The organism is Caulobacter sp. 05L422, from assembly GCF_056397765.1.
This window is the reverse complement of record NZ_JBFTOB010000007.1, coordinates 1-21,699: the sequence shown is the minus strand read 5'-3', so window position 1 is coordinate 21,699 and position 21,699 is coordinate 1. Positions and strand designations below refer to the sequence as shown.

Below are 21,699 nucleotides of genomic sequence, written 5' to 3'. Positions count from 1 at the left end.
CGGTCGTAGTCTGGATCCCCGACCCTAAAAGTCCCCCCACCGGCCTTCGGCCGCCTCCCCCACAGGGGGAGGGTCTCCGTCAGCTCTTCCGGAAGAACGCGTGGATCCGCTCGGCCAGCGGCTGGCTGACGCCGTCCACCTTCATCAGGTCCTCGACCCCCGCCCGGCTGACGCCCTTGGCCGAACCGAACGCGTGCAGCAGGGCCTTCTTGCGGCCCGGGCCCACGCCCTCGATCTCGTCGAGCGGGTTCTTCTTCAGGTCCATCGAGCGCCGCGTGCGGTGCGCCCCGATCGCGAACCGGTGGGCCTCGTCGCGCAGGCGCTGGAGGTAGTAGAGCACCGGCGACTTGGGCTCGAGCATGAAGGGCGTCTTGTCGGGCAGGAAGAACCGCTCCAGCCCGGCGTCGCGGTCCGGGCCCTTGGCCACGCCGACGATGGCGATGTCGTCGACGCCCAGGTCGGCCATGACTTCCAGCGCCGCATCGAGCTGGCCCTTGCCGCCGTCGACCAGCACCAGGTCGGGGCGGTTTTCGCTGTCGCCCTCTTCCTCTTCCTTGACCAGGCGGGCGAAGCGGCGGCGCAGGACCTCCTTCATCATCCCGTAGTCGTCGCCGGGCGTCAGCTCGGTCGAGCGGATGTTGAACTTGCGGTACTGGCCCTTCATGAAGCCTTCCGGCCCGGCCACGATCATGCCGCCCACGGCGTTGGTGCCCTGGATGTGGCTGTTGTCGTAGACCTCGATCCGCTCGGGCGGGGCCTCCAGGCCGAACGCCTCGCAGACGCCCGCCAGCAGCTTGGTCTGGGCGCTGCCCTCGGCCATTTTCCGTCCAAGCGCTTCGCGCGCATTGGTGAGCGCATGGCCGACCAGATCGGCCTTCTCGCCGCGCTTGGGAGCGGTGATCTCGACCTTGCGGCCGCTCTTCAGGCAGAAGGCCTCGGCCAGCAGGTCGCGGTCGGCCGGCTCCAGATTGGTCAGGATCAGGCGCGGGATCGGCTTGTCGTCGTAGAACTGGCCGAGGAACGCGGTCAGGATCCGCTGCTCCTCGGTGGCGGTCTCGTCCTCGTCCTCGGCGTTGCCGGTCACGCGCGGGAAATAGGCGCGGTTGCCCCAGTTCTGCCCGGCCCGGAAGAAGAACACCTGCACGCAGGCCTGGCCGCCCTCGACATGCAGGGCCACGACGTCGGCCTCGTCCACGGTCTCGGGATTGATCTGGCTCTCCTGGGCCACCGAGGCCAGGGCGCGGATGCGGTCGCGCAGGCGGGCGGCGCGCTCGAACTCCAGGTCCTCGGCCGCCGCTTCCATCTGCTGGGCGATCAGCGCCATGACCGCGCGGGACTTGCCGCGCAGGAAGGCCTCGGCCTGGTCGACCAGGGCCTGGTAGTCGTCCTTGCCGATCAGGCCGGTGCACGGCGCGGCGCAGCGCTTGATCTGGTGCAGCATGCAGGGTCGCGAGCGGGTGTCGTAGACGCTGTCGCTGCACGAGCGCAGCAGGAACGCCTTCTGCAGGGTGTTGAGCGTACGATTCACCGCCCCGGCGCTGGCGAACGGCCCGAAATAGTCGCCCTTGATCGTGTGCGCCCCGCGGTGCTTGCGCAGTTGCGGCGCGTCGTGATCGCGGCGGATCATGATCTCGGGGAAGCTCTTGTCGTCGCGCAGCAGCACGTTGAAGCGCGGCTTCAGCGACTTGATCAGGTTGATCTCGAGCAGCAGGGCGTCGGCTTCGGTGCGGGTGGTGACGAACTCCATCGACCGCGTGGCGTCGACCATGTGGGCGATGCGGTTGGTGTGGAAGCGGCCTTGCGCGTACTGCACGACGCGCTTCTTCAGGCTCCTGGCCTTGCCGACGTAGAGGACTTCCTCGTTCTCGCCGATCATCCGGTACACGCCCGGCGCGTCAGGCAGGCGCGAGACCTCGTCCTTGATCAGGGCGGCGCCCTTCAGGGCGTTTTCGGCGGGGGTGTCAGTCGTCGTATCGTTCACGCCCGACATATAGGCGAGTCTGATGCGGTCAGCGATCTTCGAGGCTGTGATGAACGGTCGCGATCAGCACTCGCGTGGCTTCGACCCGATAGCGGATGACGTAACCATTGGCGCCGAACGGGATAAACAGCTCTCTGCCGCGGGCCCGCAACGCCCGAACACCGCGTTCCGGAAATTCCGAGAGCGACATCATCGCCTCGAAGAGCAGCGGACCGACGCGCGTTGCGGCGTTGGCGTCCTTGTCGATCAGCCAGCCCTTCCAGACGTCGCACGTCATCGTAGGCGCGTGGCGTGACAACGACAGGCTTCATCGCGGTGGCGAGGGACCGTCCGATTTGCCCCAGCCGCGCATCCACGGCTCGAGGTCTTCCAGTGGAATGCCGTCGTTATTCGCGATGGTCGCATCGCAGATCGCATCGACCTCTTCCCAGATCGCTGCATCTTCCTCGAGCAGCCGTAGAGCAAAATCCTCCACGCTCTGGCCCGCTGCTTCCGCGCGCGCCCTCAGGCGCTCAGCGCGCGCGCCATCGATCTTCAGAGTGATTTCACCATCAGCCATGACGTGATCATCCGCCCGTCCCGGTTTGTCGTCAACGCGGCGGGGCGGTATGGACGACGCCATGACCACGCGCCCGCTCTTCGTCACCCCGCTCTACGAAGCCAGCCTGGCCGGCGACAAGGGCTTCGAGGCCTTCATCGACGACCTGCACGACGCCTGCATCGCCGTGGCCGAGGACGACGAGGCCGGTCAGGCCTGGGCCGAGAAGAAGGGCTATCTGGGCTACACCTCCTACGCCTCGCTGGACGACCTGGCCCAGCGCGACAGCCTGTTCGCCGACCTGAAGAAGAAGCTCGACAAGCACGCGGCGGCCTTCGCCAAGGACCTGCGGTTCGACCTGGCGGGCGGCAAGCTGGTGATGGACAGCTTCTGGATCAACATCCTGGAGCCGGGCGGCCAGCACAGCGGCCACATCCATCCCCACAGCGTCATCTCCGGCACGGTCTATGTGACCATCCCGCCGGGCGCCTCGGCCCTGAAGTTCGAGGATCCGCGCTTGCCGATGATGATGGCCGCGCCCACGCGTCTGGCCGACGCGCCGGAGACGCTGCAGCCGTTCGTCTATGTCCAGCCCGCGCCGGGCGCGATCCTGATGTGGGAAAGCTGGCTGCGCCACGAGGTGACGCCCAACCAGGCCGAGGAACAGCGGATCAGCCTCAGCTTCAACTACGCCTGGCGCTAAGGGGGAGCGATGGTCGGTTCGCAAGCGTCCTCGTCGGAACTCGAAACCCACCAGCTGACCTGCGTCGCCGACTGCGGGATCGTGCCGCCCGTCGTCGTCGAAGCGCTTTGGATCATCCCTCCGCTGGGCCTGCTCCTCGCGCTCCTCTGGCTCGGCGCGCGTCGGTTGGCGCGTCGACGAAAGCCGACCCGCTTCGGCGACGGTTGAAACCGGCTCGACATCGGCGGGTTTCTTCTCCGACTCCAGGAGAAGCTTCATGCCTCACGCCCAGACGCCCGATCATTCCGGTGAAGCGATCACCATGCAGAAGGTCCAGCCGTTCGGCGACGACAGCCTGGTCCTGACTACCACCGCAACGGACCTGGACGGCCGCCTCGCCGACCGACACAGCGCCTATCACGACAACCTGTCGCCGCCGTTGATCTGGACCCAGGTCGAGGGCGCGGCGGCCTATGCGATCATCGTCGAGGATCCCGACGCCCCGCGCGAGCGGCCGTTCGTGCACTGGCTGATCTGGAACATCCCCGGCGAGGCCACCAGCCTGCCCGAGGGCCTGCCGAACGAGGCCAGCCTGGGGCTGATCGGCGGCGCCACCCAGGGGACCAACGACAACGGCACGATCGGCTGGTTCGGCCCGCGCCCGCCGGTCGGGCACGGGGTGCACCACTATCACGTCCAGATCTTCGCCCTGGTCGAGCGCCTGCCGTTCGACGCCAGGACGCCGCTGGCCGACCTGGTCAACGCGCTGAAGGGCGACGCCCTGGCCTCCGACGACCTGATCGTCACCTACGAGGCGGCGGGCGCGTAGTCGGGGTCGGAGGTCGGCTGATCGTCGTTGGGGGCGGTCGGCGCCTGGCGCGAGCGCCAGTGGCGGTCCAGGCAGAAGGCGGCGATGGCCAGCCACAGCAGGCCCAGGAACGCGTGGCCGCGCTGCCAGAGGCCGACGTCGCTGCCGGTCCGCACGTTCCACACCCCGGTCAGCAGGGCCAGCACCACCAGCAGGAAGAAGAACCAGCCCAGCGAGAACCGCGCCAGGCGGCGATGCCCCGGCTTGCCCCACAGCGCCCAGGCGGTGAACAGCGGGGCGAACTGGATGGCCAGGCCCACGCCGCAGGCGCGGTGCATGGGGTCGGGCCAATGGAACAGGCCGGCGAACAGGGCGCCCAGGCCGGTCATCGCCACCCAGAGGCCCGCGAAGGCCGAGACCCGGCGACGGCCGCCGGCGTGCTCCAGGGCGTGGGCGAAGCCGCCCCCGGCCGCGACGCCGGCCAGGCCGGCCAGGATCATGCCGATGTTGAAGATCAGGGGGTTGGGCGCCTTGGGCCCGCCCAGCTCGCTGATGAACTGCGCGCCGGCGTCGAAGCCCGGAAACAGGTGCTGGGCCAGCAGGACGTCGGCCACCATGATCGCGGGCACGACCAGGCCGATCCGCAACAGGTTTCCAACGCTTATCACTCGTCCCGTCTCCGGCTGGTTCGGGGTACAGATCGCGCCGCGTGGGGGCGGGGTCAAGCCAACTGATGGGGACAGGCGCATGCGCCTGTCCCCGATCGTGGATCGGTCCCTACTTCTTCCCGAACAGGTTTCCGAAGAAGTCGCCCTTGTTCCACGCCGGACGGGCCGGAGCGTCGGCCAGTTCGCGGGCGATCTGGTAGTTGACCAAGGCGAAGCGGGCCCCGGCCTCGTAGTTGATCGGCTGGTTCAGGTCGTCGTTGGGCTTGTGGTAGTGGGTGGCCAGGAAGTCCTTGAAGCCCTTCTCGCCGCCGTTCTTGAAGCCGGTCATCAGGAACACCGACGGCACGCCCTGCTCGACGAAGCGGTAGTGGTCCGAGCGGGTGAACAGGCCCTCTTCCGGCATCGGGTCGGCCGAGAGGGTGATGCCGACGCGGCCGGCGGCGCGGGCCACGGCCGGACCGATCGTCGAACGGTCGGCGCCGAAGGCGATCACGTCCTGGAAGTCGTACAGCAGCACCGGCATGTCCAGGTTGACGTCGGCGGCGATGCCGGCCTTCGGCACGGTGGGGTTGTTGGCGAAGTATTCCGAGCCGATCAGGCCCTTCTCCTCGGCCGTGACGGCCAGCAGGACGACCGAGCGCTTGGGCTTGGTCTTGGCTTCCTTGAAGCCCCGCGCCACCTCCAGCATCGTGGCGATGCCCGAGGCGTTGTCGAGCGCGCCGTTGTTGATCTTGTCGGCGTCCTTGCCGTGGATGCCCAGGTGGTCGAGGTGGGCGGAAAGGATGATGGTCTGGGCCTTCAGCGTCGGGTCCGAGCCCTCGATCAGGCCGACCACGTTGCTGCTCTGGCGCTTCTCGATCTCGGTCTTCAGCTGGACGGTGACGTTGGTGGGCAGGTCGAAGCCCTTGACCACGCCGTCCGGCGTCTCGGCCGCGGCCAGCACGTCGTCCAGCGAGGTCGGCGCGCCCGAGAACAGCTTGGCGGCGCCCTTCAGGCTCAGGCCGGCTAGGGACGGCGCCTCGGCGCCGCGGACATAGGCGACGCCCTTGGCGTCGTTCCAGGTCATCTTCCATTCCTGGTAGTTGCCGACGCCGCGCGCGAACGGGCGGCGCTTCTCGGAGCTGGTGGTCGGCATGGTCAGGACGCCGACCGCGCCGCGCTTGGCGGCTTCGGCGCGCTTGACGTTGGTGTTGCTGTAGTGGGCGCGGATCTCGGTCTGCAGGCCGCTGGGGGCGCCGCTCAGCAGGACGACGATCTTGCCCTTCACGTCCAGGCCCGCGTAGTCGTCGCGGCCGCGTTCGGGGGCGACGACGCCATAGCCGACGAAGACCAGCGGGGCGGTGACCGAGGTCTCGGCCTGGCGGGCCTGGGCCGAGGGCAGGTAGTCCTCGCCGAAGGCCAGGGCGCCCGACTTGCCGTCGGCGCCGGTGTAGGACACGCCGCCCTCGTTGGCCGAACGGTAGGCCGTCAGGGGCACTTGCTGCAGATAGGTGCCGTTGTCGCCGGCCGGCTTGACGCCCATCACCGCATATTGCGAGGCCACGTAGTTGGCGGCGATGTCGTAGCCGCGGGTGCCGGACTCGCGACCTTCCAGCAGGTCGTTGGCCAGGAAGCCCATATGCGCCTTGATGGCGGCCGCAGACGGCGTGAAGGCGGGGGCGGCGGCCTTGGTGGCGGCGGGCTTAGCCCCTGCAGACTTAATGGGGGCGGCGGGTGCGGCGAGGGCGGGCTGGACGGTCAGCAGCAGGGCGACGCCGGCGAGCGCGGCGCGACGGGAGAACGGCATCAAGGCAGGCTCCAAATACGGGCCGAGCCCGCGAAGGGGCGAACCTTGGCTAGAGCGGGGCGGATTGTCGAGGTTTGGGAACCTGAACGTTTTGTAATCTTCCTGGAAAAACAACACCGAAAGAACGCGTTATCCCGGGCGTGAGCGGCGTTTACCGTCTTTGGTCAGCCGTGATTAACGGGTTCGGGACGAGGTTGGCGGCCTCTCCAGAGGAAGACGTCGTGCAGATCGCCGCCAACCGTTTCAGCGCTCCCGTCCAACGCCCGGCCTCCTCGGACGCGGCCCAGGCCCAGAGCGCGGCGGCGGCCGACCTCACGCAACTGGCCGTGGCCCAGACCAACGTCAAGATGACGGCCGCGGCGGGCGCCGCCCTCGGCCAGGCCACCGGCGAGCTGACCGGCACGCTGGTCAACATCAGCGCCTAGCGCCAATCCCGAAATTGCTGGGCGCGACCGTCGCCGAATCCGGCCTTGGACGTTAACCGTGTAACTTCACCCTTTTTGGTGAACACCGATTAACCGATGCATCGGACATTGGCCCGGCAACCAGGGAGATGGTCGTGCAGGTCCTCAACACCGCCGCCGCGGGCATGTTCGCCGCCGCCGACCGACTCAGCGCCAGCGCTCAACGCACCGCCGCCTGGGGACTGGAACAGAGCCAGGCCGAGCAGAAGGTCGACCTGGCGCACGAGGCCGTCGAACAGGTCTCGGCCAAGACGGATTTCACAGCCAACGCCGCGGTCATCAAGACCGCCGACGAGATGACGGGCGCCCTCCTGGACATGAAGGTCTAGGTTACCGGGTAACACCGGAGAGCCCCGGCTCAAGCCGGTCCGAGCCCATCCCGCATTCCCCCCTGCGCGGACTCGGACCCGCCGCCCTCCGGCTCCGCCGGGGGGCGGCCCCCTTTTATCGAGCGCCTTTTATCGAGCGCCTGGCTTCCAGCCGGCCGCCTTGGCCTTGGCCTCGCCGGCGGGGTCCAGCGGCGGGCCGGCGCGCATCGAGTCGACGGCGGCCACGATGGCCGCCGGGATCTGTGGACCGCTCGGGCTGGCGTTGGCGGGGCTGACGGCCCGCACGCGCCAGGCGTCGGGGTCCCGGCAGGCCACCCCGGCGATGGACGAGCGGCCCGAGGCCTGGAACGACCGGCAATAGAAGCCCGACGGGGTCCTGAACGACTGGCCGATGCGCACCGGTCCGGCGGCCTGGCCCGAATCCAGGGTGTTCAGCGCCTTGGCCAGCGGGCCGGCGGCCAGCGGGGCCGGATCGTCCGCCCCGCTCAGGGTGACGGGCGACGGCGCGGCCAGGCGGCCGATCACCAGGCCGGCGACCAGGCAGGCGATCAGGCCGATCCAGGCGGGCGCGCCCTGGCCCGCCGCGCCGGCCGGCTTGGCCAGCTTGGGGTCGCGCGGCTTGACCTTCTCCTTCGCCTTCTTGGCCTGGGCGCCGGGGAAGGCGATCACCTCGGCCGGTTTGGACGCGGCCGGCGGCTTGGCAGCGGCCGTGGCGCCGCGAACCTCGGGCGCTCGCCCGACGCCGGCATGGGCGCCCGACAGCAGACGGCGCAAGGAACGCTGGGTCTCGACTCTCAGGGCCAGCTGCGGATCGGTCGCCATGGCCGCCTCGATCCGGGCCATGGCCTCGGGCGGCAGCTCGCCGTCGACAAAGGCGAAGACCTCTTCGTCGGGAACGGTCATGGCGGGGCTCCTTGGTCGCTCCGCACACTCTAGACGGGAGGCGGGCAGGTCGCCAGTTCGTCGGTCCGGAGCCAGATGTTTCTTGGTCTTGTCGAAAAACGAAAACGCCCGCCTCGGCTGACCGAGGCGGGCGTTGACGTCTGGGCGGTCCGGAACCCTTAGGAGTCCAGGAAGCTCCGCAGCTTGCGCGACCGCGAGGGGTGCTTGAGCTTGCGCAGGGCCTTGGCCTCGATCTGGCGGATCCGTTCGCGGGTGACCGAGAACTGCTGGCCGACCTCTTCCAGGGTGTGGTCGGTGTTCATGCCGATGCCGAAGCGCATGCGCAGCACGCGCTCTTCACGCGGGGTCAGCGAGGCCAGCACGCGGGTGGTGGTTTCCCGCAGGTTGCTCTGGATGGCCGCGTCGATCGGCAGGATGGCGTTCTTGTCCTCGATGAAGTCGCCCAGGTGGCTGTCTTCCTCGTCCCCGATCGGGGTTTCAAGGCTGATCGGCTCCTTGGCGATCTTCAGGACCTTGCGCACCTTCTCCAGCGGCATGGCCAGCTTTTCAGCCAGCTCTTCCGGGGTCGGCTCGCGGCCGATCTCGTGCAGCATCTGACGGCTGGTGCGGACGATCTTGTTGATCGTCTCGATCATGTGCACCGGGATGCGGATGGTCCGCGCCTGGTCGGCGATCGAGCGGGTGATCGCCTGACGGATCCACCAGGTGGCGTAGGTCGAGAACTTGTAGCCGCGGCGATATTCGAACTTATCGACGGCCTTCATCAGGCCGATGTTGCCTTCCTGGATCAGGTCCAGGAACTGCAGGCCGCGGTTGGTGTACTTCTTGGCGATCGAGATCACGAGACGGAGGTTGGCTTCCACCATCTCCTTCTTGGCCTGACGGGCCTCGCGCTCGCCCTTCTGCACGGTCTGGACGATGCGGCGATAGTCGTCGATCGGCACGCCGGTCTCGGTGGCCAGCGCCGCGATCTCCTGGCGGATGTCGCTGACCGAGTTGACGTCGTTCTCGACGAACTTGGTCCAGCGCACGCCCATGGCTTTCACTTGGTCGACCCAGTTCGGGTTCAGTTCCGAACCGAAATAGGCCTTCAGGAACTCGCTGCGGCTGATGCCGTAGCTGTCGGCCAGGCGCAGCAGGCGGCCTTCCAGGCCGATCAGGCGCTTGTTGATCGCATAGAGCTGCTCGACCAGCGCCTCGATCCGGTTGTTGTTCAGCTTCAGCGTCTTCAGGTGCTGGATGATCGTCGTCGACAGGCCTTCATAGGCCTTGCGGTCGGCGTCGCTCAGGTCCGCGCCCTTCAGGCGGCTGCCGACCAGCTTGTCCTGCAGCTTGCGGAAGGTCTCGAACTCGCTGGCGATCGCGTCCAGGATGGCCATCACGCCTTCGCGCAGTTCGCCTTCCATGGCGCTGACCGTCGGGCCCGCGCCGTCGTCGAAATCGTCGTCGTCGTCGCCTTCGCCCTCGGGCTTGGCTTCGCCGGCGGCTTCCTCGTCGACCGGCTCGGCCGGCTCTTCCTCGGCGGCGGGCGCGGCGGCCACGCCGTTGATCGCGGCGTAGGTGCCTTCCAGGTCGATCACTTCGCGCAGCAGGATGCGGCCGGTGCCCAGCTCCTCGCGCCAGACCATGATGGCTTCGAAGGTCAGGGCGCTTTCGCACAGACCGCGGATCATGGTGTCGCGGCCGGCCTCGATGCGCTTGGCGATGGCGATTTCGCCTTCGCGCGACAGCAGCTCGACCGAGCCCATTTCGCGCAGGTACATGCGCACCGGGTCGTCCGTGCGGTCATAGGCCGCCGGCTTGTCGCTGGTGATGACCTGCTGGTTGTCCTCGCGGGCGACGACTTCGCCGCCTTCCGAGGTCTCGGCGTCTTCTTCGGCCTCGACCACGTTGACGCCCATCTCGCTCAGCATGGCGAGGGTGTCTTCGATGGCCTCGGAGGTCACTTCCTCGGACGGGAGGACCTTGTTCAGCTCGTCCATCGTGACGTAGCCGCGGGCCTTGGCCTGCTTGATGAACTTCTTGACGCCGGCGTCGGTCAGGTCGAGCAGGGGCCCGTCGCCGCCGGTGGCTTCAGGCGCTTCCGTCTCGGCCGAGGAATTGGTGCTCATTCAGGTCTCCGAAACGACGCGGCGCCGAAACGCGGCGCGCGTCGAGAAATGTGTACGTGATGGGTCGCCTGCGCATCGCGCCCTGTCGTCCGTGCAAGCTGTCCAGTGAACCGCTGAAAAAATTCTCAAGATAAACGCCTGACACACGCCGAAGAGCCATGACCTAACGCTCCGCGAGCTGGGCTCTTTGCGGAGGCGTTGCCTTCGGGCGCGATCAGCGTCGACCCTTGAGGGGTTTCGGCAGCCACTGGGACCTGGCGGCGGCGAGGGTGACATCCTGTTTCAAGGAGGGCGCGCGCATGAAAATGGCGGCCCGAGCGATGTCAATCAGCAGCGTGGCAAATCCTTGAGTCGCCAGATGGCGTTGCATGACGCGTGAGTCAAGATGGGTAGTGTTGAGTATCGTTCTATTTCGGCCGCCCGCCGGCGGCCCTTCCGCCCCTAGGTGATCGCCACCGAGGTCGGCGGCGCTTCCCAGAACTCCAGCCCGCTGATCTGGCGTTCCAGCACGCCGATCCGGGTGCGCAGGTCCCGCGTGGCGGCCAGGGTTCCGGCGGTGACGGCCTCGCGGCGCAGGGCCGCCAGGGCGCGCTCGCTGTCGGCGATCTCGACCAAGGCCTCGTAGCAGGCGGCCCACAGGGCGCGGGCGCGGTGCGCGTCCGTCTTCTCGTCGAGGAACGGCGCGCCGATGCCCGAGGCCACGCGCTCGGCCTCGGCCAGCTGCGGGCCCAGGCCCTTGCGCGTCAGGATGTCGCGGAACGGCACGTCGTCGCTGATCTCGTCGGCCAGGGCCTCGAACAGCTCGACCGCCAGCGGGGCCAGGCGCGGATCGCCGAAGCCGATGCGCTCGATCGCCTCGTCATAAGGCCGGGCCCAGGCCGGATGGCGCAAGGCGGCCACGGCCACGGCGGCGTGGAAGGGGTTGAGCCGCGTGGTGATCTCGGCCCGGGCCACGCCCCGGATGCCGGGATCGGGCGGTCCGCGATCGCGTCCGCCCTTCCACTGGCCGCGCGGCACGAAGGGACGGCCGCCGCCGTCGCCGAACCCGCCTCCGCCGAAAGTCGGCTTGGGAAACAAGGCGTCGAGCTTGGCGTAGAGGTCGTCGCGATAGGCGGCCGCCAGGTCCTTGTCGGCGATGGTCCCGGCGGCGGCGCGCAGGCGCTGCTTGAGGCCGGCCTTGCGCTCGGGCGTATCGAGCGGCTCCAGGTCGCGCTCGCGATTGAACAGCGCCTCGACGAACGGCGTGGTCTGGGTCAGCTGGCTCTTCAGCGCCGCCGCGCCCTGCTCGCGCAGCACGTCGTCGGGGTCCTTGCCGCCGACCACGATCGAGAACTTGAACGAGCGGCCCGGTTTCAGCAGCGGCAGGGCGCGGTCGATGGCCCGGGCGGCGGCGCGCTGGCCGGCCTTGTCGCCGTCGAAGCTGAGGGTGGGCTCGGGATGCAGGCGCCACAGCACCTCCATCTGCTCCTCGGTCATGGCCGTGCCCATCGGCGCCACGGCCGGCAGGCCCGCCCGCTGGCAGGCCACGACGTCCATATAGCCCTCGACCACCAGCATCGGGGTCTGTTCGGTGGGCGCGGCGGCCTGGGCGGCGTGCAGCAGCTTGCGGGCCTCGTACAGGCCGTACAGCAGCCGGCCCTTGTGGAAGAGCGTGGTCTCCGGCCCGTTCAGGTACTTGGCGCGGGCGGCGGGATCCATGGCCCGGCCGCCGAACGACACGACCCGGCCCCGGGTGTCGGTGATCGGGAAGATGATCCGGTCGCGGAAGCGGTCATAGGGCGCGCCGCCGTCCTCGGGCGCGATCAGCACGCCGGCGTCGACCAGCTCGGCCGGCTTTGCGCCCTTGGCGATCAGGTAGTCCTTCAGCCCCGTGCGGTTGTTGGGTGCGAAGCCGATGCGAAAGCGGCTCCATTGATCCTCGGGCAGGGCGCGGCGGGCCAGGTAGTCGCGGGCGGCCTGGCCGACGGGGCGGCGCAGCTCGCTTTCGAACCAGGCCGAGGCCAGCTCCATCCAGTCGCCCAGACCGGCGCGCTTCTTGTCTTCCTGGGCGGCGCGGGCGTCGGGCTCGGGCAGGGCCATGCCCGCCTCGGCCGCCAGCCGCTCCACCGCCTCGGTGAAGGTCAGCCGCTCGGTCTCCTGCAGGTAGGAGATGATGTCGCCGTGCTTGCCGCTGGAGAAGCAGTGGTAGAAGCCCTTGTCGTCGTTGACGAAGAACGACGGGCTCTTCTCCTTGGTGAACGGCGACAGCCCCGCATATTCGCGCCCCTGCCGCCGCAGCTTCACCGACTTTCCGATCACGTCGGAAGGGCGAAGACGGGTCTTCAGTTCGTCAAGGAAGTGGTCGTCGAAACGCATTGGCTGGCGGCTAGGGCTCTACTGGCGGCACCATGGAGACAGGTCGGGTTCGAGCCCAGACCCCCGGGCGGAGGCGTTAACGGGTTTCCGACTTTGTCCACAGCTGCGGAGGTGGGGCGAGGGGTCCGCCTCCGCAACGATCATCCGACGATTCCAGGGTTTTGGGGTGGAAGGTTCAGACATGGCCGGGGACATGCACTTGTGCGTGTCCCCAAGCCTGCTCCCTCTGATGGGGACACGCCCAAGGGCATGTCCCCGGCCTCAAGCCGAAGCCACCCACCGCGTCCGGACCTTCGGCCACAGCATGTTCACCGCCAACCCCGTCAGCACCAGGGCCGCGGCCGCCAGCTTCCAGAGCGGCAGGCTCTCGTGCAGCAGGATCGCCGAGGCGCCCATGCCGAACACCGGCACCAGCAGGGCCATCGGCGTGACGGTGGCGGCCGGGTGGCGGGCCAGCAGCCAGCCCCAGGCCGCGTAGCCGAACATGGTGTTGCCCACCGCCTGCCAGGCCACCGCGCCCCAGGTCAGGGCGTCGGCGTTTCTGACGCCGGCGACCATGGCCGGCCAGCCTTCCAGCCACAGCGACATCAGGAACAGCGGCGGGATCGAGAACAGGCTGGCCCAGACCACATAGGCCAACATGTTCACCGTGCCGGCCTGGCGGGCGACGATGTTGCCGCCGGCCCAGCTGGCGGCGGCCAGCAGGATCAGCAGCACGCCCAGGGGCGTGGCCGCCCCGCCGCCGTGCGCGGCGATCAGCACGATGCCCGAGGCGGCCAGCAGCAGGGCGACGATCTGGAACGGCTGCACCTTCTCGCCGCTGATCTTCATGGCCATGCCGATGGTGAAGAACACCTGGGTCTGCACCACCAGCGAGGCCAGGCCCGGCGAGATGTGGCCCTTCATGGCCACGAACAGCAAGCCGAACTGCCCCGCCCCGATCAGCACGCCATAGGCCGCCAGATTGGTCCAAGGCACCTGCGGCCGCTTGACGAAGAACACCACCGGCAACAGCACCAGGGTGAAGCGCAGGGTGGCGAACAGCAGCGGCGGCAGGTGGTCCAGCGCCACGCGGATGACCACGAAATTGGTGCCCCACACCGCCACCACGGCCAGGGCGAGCAGGAAGTGGCGCAGCGGCAGGGACATCGGCGGGCTCCGGGGATCCGCCGTATCTAGGCGCTCGGCCCAAGCGACGCCATGCCGGTTCGGCTATTCCATCAGGCTTTCGCCCGTCAGGACCTGTTCATCGACCTCGATGCGCGCGATCGCGGCGCCGGGGCCCTTCGAGGCGAACACCCGCAGCTCGTAGGTCTTGTCGTCCGGCCAGACCTTCATCGTCCAACAGCGCAGGGTCTCGGTCGGGCGACGCTCGTCGGGACAGGGCCAGACCGAGCGGATGTCGGCCACGGTCAGGCGACGAAGGATCGCGGGACAGGATTCCGGCGTCGCGGTCGCCACCCGGCAGTCGATCTCGAAGGCCGGGTCGGCGCCGCTCGCGCCCTCGGCCGCGCGGGTCAGCCACCAGGCGCCGCTCAGCGCCGCCTCGGCGGTCGGGGCGGAGAAGAAGCTCACCTCCTCCTGGGTGGCCAGCCTGGCGCAGGCCGCCTGGGCCTCGGGCGGCGGCGGGCCGTCGTAATAGTCGTCCTCGCGGGCCGGTGGGGCCACCAGGTGATAACGGGTGCTGGCCTTGAGGCTGGCCGCGCGCATGGGGGTGTCGGCGCCGCGCTCGGCTTCCCCCTCGCTTTTCTGGGCCGGCTCGAAGGTCACGACCACGCCGTCGCGGGCGCAAACCCCCGGGGCCCAGGTGGCGCGCGGGGTCGCCTGGAAGGCCAGGTCGCGCAACGGCTTGGTCGGCGTGCGGCCGGGCGAGGGGCGGGGATCGGACGGGGTCAGCAGGTCGGCGACCAGGTCCATCACCCTGTGGGTCAGTTCAGCGGGCGGCAGGGCGCGCGCCTGGGTCTTGCTCAGCGTGTCGCTCTGCGCCGCCGCCACGGCGGGCGTCGCCAGCGCCAACAGCGCCGCGAGCGCGATGGGACCCGACGATCCTCGCCTTGCCATAGCCAGTCCTCCAAAGGCCGTCCCTAGAGTGATCCCGCCAATGTGGCCGTCAAGCGGCGAAGCTCGGTCCTTGAAATTCAAACATCTGTTTGACGTTCTGTCATGGAAGGCGTTTAGCTTGGCGTCGAGCAAGGGAGCCATGACGATGTCCACCTGGGATTTCCTGGTCGGCAAGGCCGACTTCCGACAGGCCAGGATCGCGCCCAGCGATCCGCCGGCACTGGCCGACGGCGAGGCGCGGTTGGCGATCGAGCGCTTCGCCCTGACCTCCAACAACGTCACCTACGCGGTGTTCGGCGAGGCGATGCGCTACTGGGAGTTCTTCCCCGGGCCGGAGGGCTGGGGGCGGATCCCGGTCTGGGGCCATGCGCGGGTCGAGGCCTCCAACCACCCGGACCTGGCCATCGGCCAGCGGTTCTACGGCTACTATCCGATGTCGACCCACCTGACGGTGACGCCGCGCAAGACCCGGACCGGCTTCGCCGACGTCGCTCCGCACCGGCAGGGCCTGCCGCTGGTCTACAACCAGTATCAGGCGGTGGGCGCGGCCGAGCCGGCCGAGGACTATCAGGCCCTGCTGCGACCGCTGTTCATCACCGGCTTCCTGATCGAGGACTTTCTCGATGAGAACGACCTGTTCGGGGCGCGGTCGGTGGTGCTGACCAGCGCCTCCAGCAAGACGGCGATCAGCCTGGCCTTCCAGCTCAAGCAACGGGGCAAGGCGCGCGTGGTCGGCCTGACCTCGGCCCGCAACAAGGCCTTCGTCGAGGGCCTGGGCTATTACGATCAGGTCGTGACCTATGACGAGGTCGTGTCCGCGCCGATCGAGGCGCCGGTGGTGCTGGTCGACTTCGCCGGCGACGCGCCGCTGCTGAAGGTCGTCCACGAGCGGTTCGGCGACGCCTTGGCCTATTCCTGCCTGGTCGGCGGCACGCATTGGGAGGCCGAGCGGGGGGCTGGAGTCCTGCCGGGCCCCAAGCCGGTGTTCTTCTTCGCCCCCGACCGCATCCGCAAGCGCGCGACCGACTGGGGGCCGGGCGGGCTGGACCAGCGCCACGACGCCGCCTGGGCCCCGTTCGCCGCTGATGCGCCGCGCTGGCTGCGGGTGATCGAGGGCGTGGGCGCCGAGGCGGTGGCGCAGGCCTATGCGGCGGTGGTGAGTGGCCAGGCCGACGCCGAAGAGGGGCGCATCCTGGCCCCTCTGCCTTAAGCCTACTTCGCCAAATCCGCTGGGGTGGTCGGCTGCGAGATCACCGCCTCCATCCGGGTCCAGCGGGCGTCCTGCGACGGGCCGGCCCGCTCGACATGGGCGCGGACCATGTCCTGGCCGAGATTGTAGTTGATCACGTAGCTGCGATAGCCCTCGATGAAGCTCAGCGATTTCTCGGCCTTGGCGCGGCTGCTCAGGGCGTACTTGGCCAGGGCGGCGACGGCGGCCTCCTTGTCCAGCTTTCCCGACAGGTAGAGGTCGGCGATGGTGTTCTGGACGCTGGCCAGGTCGGCCGTGGCGCTGGTCAGGGCGTCGTAGGTGGCGGCCGTGGCCGGATCCAGCCCGGCCAGCGGGTAGAGCGTCTTGCGCTCGAAGGCCAGTTTCTCGTCGCCCGGGAAGGCCAGCCTGATCCCGTAATTGGCCGAGCCCTCGGCGATCAGCGATTGCGGCGAATAGAGCGGATAGACGCTGAACTCGACCCAGCCCCTGGCCTTGGTCAGCTTCTCCTCCAGCAGGGCGTTCAGCACGTGGTGGCCGGGATAGCCCTCGTGGCAGCCCAGGTCGACGGCGCGGCTGATCGGGGTGGGCAGGTCGGTGTTGACCTCGATCAGGCTGTGGGCGCCGCCCTTGTACCAGTTGTAGCCGCTCCAGGGCTTCTTGGTGACGAAGGCCAGGTCGAAGCGCTCGTTCTTGGGCAGGGCGATGTGGGCTTCCGTGCGCGCCTTGCACTCGGCGATCGCCGCCTTCATCACCGGCTCCAGCCGGTCGGTCGGGATCGTGTAGCGGGCCTGGAAGGCGGTGACGCGGCTGGCCAGGTCGCCCTCGCCGGGGACCAGCTTGTCGATCCTGGCCAGGATAGGGTCGTAGGAGGTCAGCGGCTTTAACGGCGGGCGCACGCCGAACAGGCCCTCGGCCTCATCCTGGAAGCTGAACTTGACGCCGGCCAGCATGGCCAGGCGGGTCTGGGCGGCCTTGACCTGGCCGGCCAGGAAGGCCTTGCGGCGGACTTCGTCCGGGCTGAGGCCCGCGCCGTCCACGGCCTTCAGGGCGGCGGCCAGCCGGTCGGCTTCGGCGCGCAGGGCGGGCACTTCGCGCGGCTTGGCCTTGGCGGCGGTGGCCCATTCGGCGGGACCGTAATAGGCGTCGACATAGCCGGGCTCGCGCTCGCCGGCCTCCAGCGTCAGGCGCACGAAGTCCTTGGCGATGACGTCCAGCTTGGCGCCCTCGGGGGCGGCCAGGGCGGGCGCGGCGAACAGGGCGAAGGCGGCGGTCGCGGCGGCGAGGCGGAGGATCATGGAGCGCGTCTCTAGGCGAGGAAGGCGCGCAAGCTGCATCGGACCTCGCGCCTCGGCAAGAGGCGCCGCGGGGATCAGCCCCGCGCCGCCACCGCCAGGCCCGGGAAGTCGCTGAAGACGCCGTCGACGCCGGCGGCGTACAGGGCCTTGAAGACCGCCGAGACCTCGCCCGGCTGGGCCAGGTAGTCGGCGGCGGCCGCGTCGCCGCGGCGCAGGGACGAGGGCAGGAAATAGTTCTCGGCCCGCACGGTCCAGGGGTGGACGGCCAGGCCGGCGGCGTGGGCGTCGTTCACCAGCGAGGTGGCCGGCAGCAGGTTGGTCGCGTCCTGCGGCACGATCTGGGTCTTCTCCGGGCCCAGGCCGTCGGCGTAGAGCGCCACGTCCTTCAGGCCCGAGGCGCTGACCAGCTGGGAATAGGTCACGTTCGGCAGGTCGGGCGGGCCGCCCTCGCCGGCGGTCAGCAGCACCAGCCGGGCCTTGGTCTTGGCGCGGATGGTCTTCAGCGGCGTGACCTCGAAGCACTGGACGAAGACCGGGGCGGTGGCCGAGTCCAGGTCGTTCTTCTTGAGCAAGGCGACCAGCCGATCCTCGACCGGCAGGCCGATCTTGGCGAAGTAGCCGGGGTGTTTCATCTCGGGATAGACGCCGATCGTCCGGCCCGTGCGCTGGCTGCCGGCCTTGGCGATGGCCCAGACCTCGTCGAAAGTCAGCAGCGAGGCCTGGCCGTCGTACTTCGTATTGGCCGGACGCAGCTGCGGCAGCCGCTCGCGGGCCCGCAGGGTCTTGATCTCGGCCAGGGTGAAGTCCTCGGTGAACCAGCCGGTGACCTGTTGGCCGTCGATGGTCTTGGTGGCCTTGCGGTCGGCGAATTCCGGACGCGAGCCGACGTCGGTGGTGCCGCCGATCTCGTTTTCGTGGCGGGCGATCAGGTGGCCGTCCTTGGTCGGCACCAGGTCGGGCTCGATGAAGTCGCAGCCCTGGTCGATGGCCAGGTTGTACGAGAGTTCGGTGTGCTCCGGACGCAGGCCCGAGGCGCCCCGGTGGGCGATGACGATCGGCTTCTTCCGCGCGGCGGCGAAGCTCGTGCCGGACAGCAGGGTTCCCGCCAGGGCGGCGGTGGTGAGGGCGCGTCGGGTCAGCAAGGTCATGGCGGCCATCTAGCGCGCCGATGTGACGGTTTGACCAGCCCGCACCCTCTTCCCTTGGCGACCTCTCGTCACCGATCGTTCAGCGCCGCTTAGTCCTTGCCCGAACGGTTCAGGATGGCGAGCAGGCCCTGCGACTTCTGGGGCAGGTCGGAGGCCAGGCGCGAGCACATTTCCCGCACGCCGACCGCATAGGCGTCGCCGCCCTCGGCGATCTCCTGCGCCCGGCGGGCCAGGTCTTCCAGGTCGCGGCCCATAGCCTCGATCTGCTCGCGGGCCAGCAGGCGCGCCTCGCGCTGCAGGCGCTGCACGCGCTGGGTGGTGGTCTCCGGGCCCCGGCTGAGATTGTAGACCTCGACCGGCTCGGCGTGGTCGGGAACAACGGTCAAGAGCGGACCATTCATGGCGTCTTCACTCCTCGGGCGGCGTCCGAACGCGGCGCCGGCCCTCGAAGATACAAGGCGGGTCCAAGCCCTGCCGTTCCCCCGGTTTGCGCCGGTTCGTGCGATCGGCTGGGTTAAGTGTCCTGCATGCCACAGCTTCGCCCATGGCTTGTAGGAGGCGGGGATTCCGGCGCCCTTTTTCGGGCCTATCGACCGGTCGTCTTGCCCATATTTTGATCCGCGTCCTGACCAGACTTCTGTCCTGGCTCGCAAGGCCCCTGATAGGTGCTGACGGCCTTCATGCGCAGGGTCTGGCGGCGTCCAAAGGCCGAGACCTCCAGTTCCAGGTCGGTGTCGGCGGTGGTGACGAAGTCGCCCCGCACCTGGCCGATCAGGCTGTAGTTGATGTGGTCCTTCTCGCAGGACAGGTCCAGCTGGAAGCCGTCGGCGGTGCGGGTCACGTTGGGACTGCCGCAGGGCGAGACCTTGCGGGCCGCCTCGGCGCCGGGGTCGTAGCCCTCGCCCACGCACTGGACCGAGTCCTGCGGACCGGTCGGGCTCTGGGTCACGGTCCGCCACAGACCCGGCTTGAGGGTCCTGGGGCCGCCCGCCGCCGGGGCGGCGTCCTGGGCGGCCGACTGGACAGGGCCCGCGCCCGCCGCCGGATCGCTGGCCCGGTCGTCGCTCCGCGAGCAGGCGGCCAATCCCAAGGCGACGGGGCCCAGGCCGAGCAGAAGAGCCGGGATCAGAACGCGTGAACTCGAGATCAGGGAACGCATGCCAAATCCTAGCGCGGTCGGCGGCCGGCGGAAAAGACCCCATGCCTTTCCGCGCCGCTCAACACCAGAACGCGCGATCAGCCCGGATAGACGGCCATGGCCGGCGCATGCCCGCCGGTGGGGGCCGGCGCGTGGCTCGCGACGGGCGCCGGGGACGCCGGGGCCTGGCGCTGGAACTTCAGGCTGCGGCCCTGGAACTGGGCGCCGCTCTCCATGGCCAGCTGCTCGTGGGTGATGTCGCCGTCGACCACGGCCGTCCCATAAAGACGCACCTGCTTGGCGCAGACCGAGCCGGTGACCTTGCCGTGGATCTCGATGACCTGGGCGTGCAGCGAGCCCTCGATCCGGGCGTTGGGGCCCAGGACCAGCTTGCCGACGCGGACGTCGCCCTGGACCACGCAGTCCAGGTGCACCTCGCCGTCGCCCATCACCTCGCCCTTGATGGCCACGCCCTGGGCGACCATCGAGGCGGGCCTGGGACGCGGCGGCGGGGCCGGCTGGGCCGGCGGCGGGGCGATTTGAACGGGCTCGCTCTGGGCCAGCGGCGTGAAGGCCGGGGCGGGAGCGGTGTCTTTCTTCTTGGCGAACATGGCGACGGCCTTGTCTCGAAATGATGCGTTGTTGGTGAAGCTGAGCAAAAGCGGCGCCGTAGCGGGGCGACCACTTGCCCCCTACGGGCCTTCGGCCGTCTTCCCCCAGAGGGGGAAGAGGAGCCGCCGCCGGCGTGGCGCGCGTCCTCCGCCCCTGTGGGGGCGGACAGGCGGCGAAGCCGCCAGGTGGGGGCAAGTCGCGACTCGCCCCATGGTCTCCCGCAAGCGGAGCCCCCCATGCCCAACGAAACCCTCGAACACCTCATCGACCGCCTGCGCGCCGTGGAGGCCGAGGTCGAGGCCGCGTTCGCCGCGCGGGACGCCGAGCGCGCCGCCGCCGCCGGCCTGGTGATCGAGGCCGGCAAGCCGTGCTTCAAGGCCGACGCCCTCCGTCGCCAGCGCGCCCACCGCAAGCCCGCCGGCCTGGGCGCGATCCGCACCCCGTGGCCCACCCTGCTGACCATGCCGCTGATCTACGGCATGGCCCTGCCGCTGATGATCCTCGACCTCAGCGTCAGCCTCTACCAACTGGGCTGCTTCACCGCCTGGGGCGTGGTCCGGGTGAAGCGCTCGGACTATGTCGTCATCGACCGCCACCGGCTGGGCTATCTGAACCTGGTGCAGAAGCTCAACTGCGTGTTCTGCGGCTACGGCAACGGCGTCATCGCCTACGCCCGCGAGATCACCGCCCGCACCGAGCAGTACTGGTGCCCGATCAAGCACGCTCTGAAGGTCAAGGGCAGCCACGACCGCTATCGCGACTTCCAGGCCTATGGCGACGCCGAGGGCTATGTGGCGAGCTCGGGGGCTTATCGGGAGCGGCTGCGGCGGGGGGAGTAGGCGGGCCCTGGTTCTTCTGGCCTTTGCCGCGCCAGTAGAAGGACCACATGTCCGGCTCGGGCGGTTCGACCCCGTCCAGCACCGCCTGGCGCACCCAGCGGGGCAGCCAGTCCGCCACGCGGTCGTCCAGGTCGGGGCGGTCGCGGCGGAGCTCGGCGACCTTGGCGATCGCTCCCCGGATGAAGCCGACCTTGAACCGCGCGCGGATGTAGTTGCGCATCGCGCGCTTGAGCCGGGTCGGGCGGATGCGTTTGGCGCGGGGCTGGACCATGGGCGTCTCCTTTCGGTGCGGCGAACACTTGCCCCCTACGGACCGCTTCGCGGTCGTCTTCCCCCACCAGGGGGAAGAGGGCGTGAGCGCGGCGTCCTCCGCCCCCTATGGGGGCGGACAGGCGGCGAAGCCGCCAGGTGGGGGCAAGTATTAGCGGGCACGGCTTCTCAAGCTCACGCCTTCGGCTGTGAGCGGATGGAAAGGGACGCGGAGCGCCGGACAACGTCCGGAGTTCTTTGTGTTTGTACCGTTTCGACGAAGCCGATCGCTCCGCGCGCTCGTTATCCGCCAGCATCCGGTGGGCAGCCCTGTTGAGGCTTAGCCGGACCCGGAACCGACCCTTTCGAGCCGGTCCCAGCCGCCGAGGGCGCGGGCCAATGGGCAATACACGCGCTTTGTCCCCGTTCGACGCCGACGGCGGGCGGGCTCCCCAACGATGGAAGTCCCCGGACCGCGCGAGTAACCCCCTCGCGCCTGTCCCCGCTCGATCGCCCCCCGCC

General features: G+C 69.3%; 22 protein-coding genes. 7 read left to right on the top strand and 15 right to left on the bottom strand.

The features are described 5' to 3' along the window. Positions 1-79 precede the first annotated feature (79 nt). The 3 genes from uvrC to AC1DMQ_RS08410 are packed head-to-tail and all read right to left on the bottom strand — an operon-like array spanning position 80 to position 2,540. Positions 80-1,990, bottom strand: coding sequence for an excinuclease ABC subunit UvrC (gene uvrC / locus AC1DMQ_RS08420; RefSeq protein ID WP_477033104.1), 1,911 nt, complete (start codon positions 1,988-1,990; stop codon positions 80-82). Between the two features lie 19 nt (positions 1,991-2,009). Then, positions 2,010-2,258 (bottom strand): type II toxin-antitoxin system RelE/ParE family toxin, encoded by a 249-nt coding sequence (locus AC1DMQ_RS08415; protein ID WP_477033103.1) that lies wholly within the window; start codon positions 2,256-2,258, stop codon positions 2,010-2,012. Positions 2,259-2,288: 30 nt separating this feature from the next. Next, on the bottom strand, positions 2,289-2,540 hold the full coding sequence (locus AC1DMQ_RS08410; protein ID WP_477033102.1) for a hypothetical protein: 252 nt from the start codon (positions 2,538-2,540) through the stop codon (positions 2,289-2,291). Between the two features lie 61 nt (positions 2,541-2,601). Here AC1DMQ_RS08410 and AC1DMQ_RS08405 point away from each other — a divergent pair, with 61 nt between their 5' ends. The 3 genes from AC1DMQ_RS08405 to AC1DMQ_RS08395 are packed head-to-tail and all read left to right on the top strand — an operon-like array spanning position 2,602 to position 4,030. Continuing rightward, a complete protein-coding gene (locus AC1DMQ_RS08405; protein ID WP_477033101.1) occupies positions 2,602-3,222 on the top strand; it encodes a TIGR02466 family protein in 621 nt (206 codons plus the stop codon). A 9-nt stretch (positions 3,223-3,231) separates the two neighbouring features. Next, the gene (locus AC1DMQ_RS08400) at positions 3,232-3,429 is read left to right on the top strand and encodes a hypothetical protein (protein ID WP_477033100.1); all 198 of its coding nucleotides are present in this window, start codon (positions 3,232-3,234) and stop codon (positions 3,427-3,429) included. Positions 3,430-3,478: 49 nt separating this feature from the next. Next, the gene (locus AC1DMQ_RS08395) at positions 3,479-4,030 is read left to right on the top strand and encodes a YbhB/YbcL family Raf kinase inhibitor-like protein (protein ID WP_477033099.1); all 552 of its coding nucleotides are present in this window, start codon (positions 3,479-3,481) and stop codon (positions 4,028-4,030) included. On the opposite strand, the gene AC1DMQ_RS08390 is transcribed toward AC1DMQ_RS08395, so the two are convergent. Then, on the bottom strand, positions 4,009-4,626 hold the full coding sequence (locus AC1DMQ_RS08390) for a DUF998 domain-containing protein (protein WP_477033264.1): 618 nt from the start codon (positions 4,624-4,626) through the stop codon (positions 4,009-4,011). The genes AC1DMQ_RS08395 and AC1DMQ_RS08390 overlap by 22 nt on opposite strands. A 160-nt stretch (positions 4,627-4,786) precedes the next feature. Beyond that, positions 4,787-6,463, bottom strand: a complete 1,677-nt coding sequence (locus AC1DMQ_RS08385; protein WP_477033098.1) for a M20/M25/M40 family metallo-hydrolase — start codon at positions 6,461-6,463, stop codon at positions 4,787-4,789. 221 nt (positions 6,464-6,684) lie between these two features. Between AC1DMQ_RS08385 and AC1DMQ_RS08380 the strand changes: the two genes are divergently transcribed. Continuing rightward, on the top strand, positions 6,685-6,888 hold the full coding sequence (locus tag AC1DMQ_RS08380) for a hypothetical protein (RefSeq protein WP_477033097.1): 204 nt from the start codon (positions 6,685-6,687) through the stop codon (positions 6,886-6,888). Between the two features lie 128 nt (positions 6,889-7,016). Continuing rightward, a complete protein-coding gene (locus AC1DMQ_RS08375; RefSeq protein WP_477033096.1) occupies positions 7,017-7,256 on the top strand; it encodes a flagellar basal body rod C-terminal domain-containing protein in 240 nt (79 codons plus the stop codon). A gap of 129 nt (positions 7,257-7,385) precedes the next feature. Here the strand turns inward: AC1DMQ_RS08375 and AC1DMQ_RS08370 are convergent, their stop codons facing one another. The 5 genes from AC1DMQ_RS08370 to AC1DMQ_RS08350 all read right to left on the bottom strand — a co-directional run bounded on the left by AC1DMQ_RS08370 (position 7,386) and on the right by AC1DMQ_RS08350 (position 14,686). After that, entirely contained in the window at positions 7,386-8,159 is a 774-nt protein-coding gene (locus tag AC1DMQ_RS08370) for an anti-sigma factor family protein (protein ID WP_477033095.1), read from the bottom strand. A gap of 158 nt (positions 8,160-8,317) precedes the next feature. Continuing rightward, the gene (gene rpoD / locus AC1DMQ_RS08365; RefSeq protein WP_477033094.1) at positions 8,318-10,270 is read right to left on the bottom strand and encodes an RNA polymerase sigma factor RpoD; all 1,953 of its coding nucleotides are present in this window, start codon (positions 10,268-10,270) and stop codon (positions 8,318-8,320) included. Between the two features lie 441 nt (positions 10,271-10,711). Next, entirely contained in the window at positions 10,712-12,625 is a 1,914-nt protein-coding gene (dnaG, locus tag AC1DMQ_RS08360; protein ID WP_477033093.1) for a DNA primase, read from the bottom strand. A 261-nt stretch (positions 12,626-12,886) separates the two neighbouring features. Continuing rightward, positions 12,887-13,774 (bottom strand): EamA family transporter, encoded by an 888-nt coding sequence (locus AC1DMQ_RS08355; RefSeq protein WP_477033092.1) that lies wholly within the window; start codon positions 13,772-13,774, stop codon positions 12,887-12,889. Between the two features lie 63 nt (positions 13,775-13,837). After that, entirely contained in the window at positions 13,838-14,686 is an 849-nt protein-coding gene (locus AC1DMQ_RS08350; protein ID WP_477033091.1) for a hypothetical protein, read from the bottom strand. Between the two features lie 145 nt (positions 14,687-14,831). On the opposite strand from AC1DMQ_RS08350, the gene AC1DMQ_RS08345 reads away from it, so the two are divergent. Beyond that, the gene (locus AC1DMQ_RS08345; protein ID WP_477033090.1) at positions 14,832-15,896 is read left to right on the top strand and encodes a DUF2855 family protein; all 1,065 of its coding nucleotides are present in this window, start codon (positions 14,832-14,834) and stop codon (positions 15,894-15,896) included. A gap of 2 nt (positions 15,897-15,898) precedes the next feature. Here AC1DMQ_RS08345 and AC1DMQ_RS08340 read toward each other — a convergent pair whose 3' ends face one another. From AC1DMQ_RS08340 to AC1DMQ_RS08320, 5 genes are all read right to left on the bottom strand, one after another. Next, positions 15,899-17,191, bottom strand: coding sequence for a hypothetical protein (locus tag AC1DMQ_RS08340; RefSeq protein ID WP_477033089.1), 1,293 nt, complete (start codon positions 17,189-17,191; stop codon positions 15,899-15,901). A 74-nt stretch (positions 17,192-17,265) separates the two neighbouring features. Beyond that, positions 17,266-18,348, bottom strand: a complete 1,083-nt coding sequence (locus AC1DMQ_RS08335) for a glycerophosphodiester phosphodiesterase (protein ID WP_477033088.1) — start codon at positions 18,346-18,348, stop codon at positions 17,266-17,268. Between the two features lie 80 nt (positions 18,349-18,428). Beyond that, complete coding sequence (locus AC1DMQ_RS08330) at positions 18,429-18,740, bottom strand: hypothetical protein (RefSeq protein WP_477033087.1); 312 nt, start codon at positions 18,738-18,740, stop codon at positions 18,429-18,431. Positions 18,741-18,925: 185 nt separating this feature from the next. Further along, positions 18,926-19,498 (bottom strand): DUF3617 family protein, encoded by a 573-nt coding sequence (locus AC1DMQ_RS08325; protein ID WP_477033086.1) that lies wholly within the window; start codon positions 19,496-19,498, stop codon positions 18,926-18,928. A 77-nt stretch (positions 19,499-19,575) separates the two neighbouring features. Continuing rightward, positions 19,576-20,088, bottom strand: a complete 513-nt coding sequence (locus AC1DMQ_RS08320; RefSeq protein ID WP_477033085.1) for a bactofilin family protein — start codon at positions 20,086-20,088, stop codon at positions 19,576-19,578. Between the two features lie 237 nt (positions 20,089-20,325). Here AC1DMQ_RS08320 and AC1DMQ_RS08315 point away from each other — a divergent pair, with 237 nt between their 5' ends. Further along, on the top strand, positions 20,326-20,928 hold the full coding sequence (locus tag AC1DMQ_RS08315; protein ID WP_477033084.1) for a hypothetical protein: 603 nt from the start codon (positions 20,326-20,328) through the stop codon (positions 20,926-20,928). The last annotated feature ends 771 nt before the right edge of the window (positions 20,929-21,699 follow it).

Bases quoted from the DNA above. Each gene is read 5' to 3' on its own strand.
- uvrC (WP_477033104.1), bottom strand. From the start codon at position 1,990: ATGTCGGGCGTGAACGATACGACGACTGACACCCCCGCCGAAAACGCC.
- AC1DMQ_RS08345 (WP_477033090.1), top strand. From the start codon at position 14,832: ATGTCCACCTGGGATTTCCTGGTCGGCAAGGCCGACTTCCGACAGGCC.
- AC1DMQ_RS08355 (WP_477033092.1), bottom strand. From the start codon at position 13,774: ATGTCCCTGCCGCTGCGCCACTTCCTGCTCGCCCTGGCCGTGGTGGCG.
- AC1DMQ_RS08370 (WP_477033095.1), bottom strand. From the start codon at position 8,159: ATGACCGTTCCCGACGAAGAGGTCTTCGCCTTTGTCGACGGCGAGCTG.
- AC1DMQ_RS08320 (WP_477033085.1), bottom strand. From the start codon at position 20,088: ATGTTCGCCAAGAAGAAAGACACCGCTCCCGCCCCGGCCTTCACGCCG.
- AC1DMQ_RS08400 (WP_477033100.1), top strand. From the start codon at position 3,232: ATGGTCGGTTCGCAAGCGTCCTCGTCGGAACTCGAAACCCACCAGCTG.
- AC1DMQ_RS08405 (WP_477033101.1), top strand. From the start codon at position 2,602: ATGACCACGCGCCCGCTCTTCGTCACCCCGCTCTACGAAGCCAGCCTG.
- AC1DMQ_RS08350 (WP_477033091.1), bottom strand. From the start codon at position 14,686: ATGGCAAGGCGAGGATCGTCGGGTCCCATCGCGCTCGCGGCGCTGTTG.
- AC1DMQ_RS08390 (WP_477033264.1), bottom strand. From the start codon at position 4,626: ATGGTGGCCGACGTCCTGCTGGCCCAGCACCTGTTTCCGGGCTTCGAC.
- AC1DMQ_RS08410 (WP_477033102.1), bottom strand. From the start codon at position 2,540: ATGGCTGATGGTGAAATCACTCTGAAGATCGATGGCGCGCGCGCTGAG.
- AC1DMQ_RS08325 (WP_477033086.1), bottom strand. From the start codon at position 19,498: ATGCGTTCCCTGATCTCGAGTTCACGCGTTCTGATCCCGGCTCTTCTG.
- AC1DMQ_RS08395 (WP_477033099.1), top strand. From the start codon at position 3,479: ATGCCTCACGCCCAGACGCCCGATCATTCCGGTGAAGCGATCACCATG.
- AC1DMQ_RS08415 (WP_477033103.1), bottom strand. From the start codon at position 2,258: ATGACGTGCGACGTCTGGAAGGGCTGGCTGATCGACAAGGACGCCAAC.
- AC1DMQ_RS08335 (WP_477033088.1), bottom strand. From the start codon at position 18,348: ATGGCCGCCATGACCTTGCTGACCCGACGCGCCCTCACCACCGCCGCC.
- dnaG (WP_477033093.1), bottom strand. From the start codon at position 12,625: ATGCGTTTCGACGACCACTTCCTTGACGAACTGAAGACCCGTCTTCGC.
- AC1DMQ_RS08375 (WP_477033096.1), top strand. From the start codon at position 7,017: ATGGTCGTGCAGGTCCTCAACACCGCCGCCGCGGGCATGTTCGCCGCC.
- AC1DMQ_RS08385 (WP_477033098.1), bottom strand. From the start codon at position 6,463: ATGCCGTTCTCCCGTCGCGCCGCGCTCGCCGGCGTCGCCCTGCTGCTG.
- AC1DMQ_RS08340 (WP_477033089.1), bottom strand. From the start codon at position 17,191: ATGATCCTCCGCCTCGCCGCCGCGACCGCCGCCTTCGCCCTGTTCGCC.
- rpoD (WP_477033094.1), bottom strand. From the start codon at position 10,270: ATGAGCACCAATTCCTCGGCCGAGACGGAAGCGCCTGAAGCCACCGGC.
- AC1DMQ_RS08330 (WP_477033087.1), bottom strand. From the start codon at position 18,740: ATGAATGGTCCGCTCTTGACCGTTGTTCCCGACCACGCCGAGCCGGTC.
- AC1DMQ_RS08315 (WP_477033084.1), top strand. From the start codon at position 20,326: ATGCCCAACGAAACCCTCGAACACCTCATCGACCGCCTGCGCGCCGTG.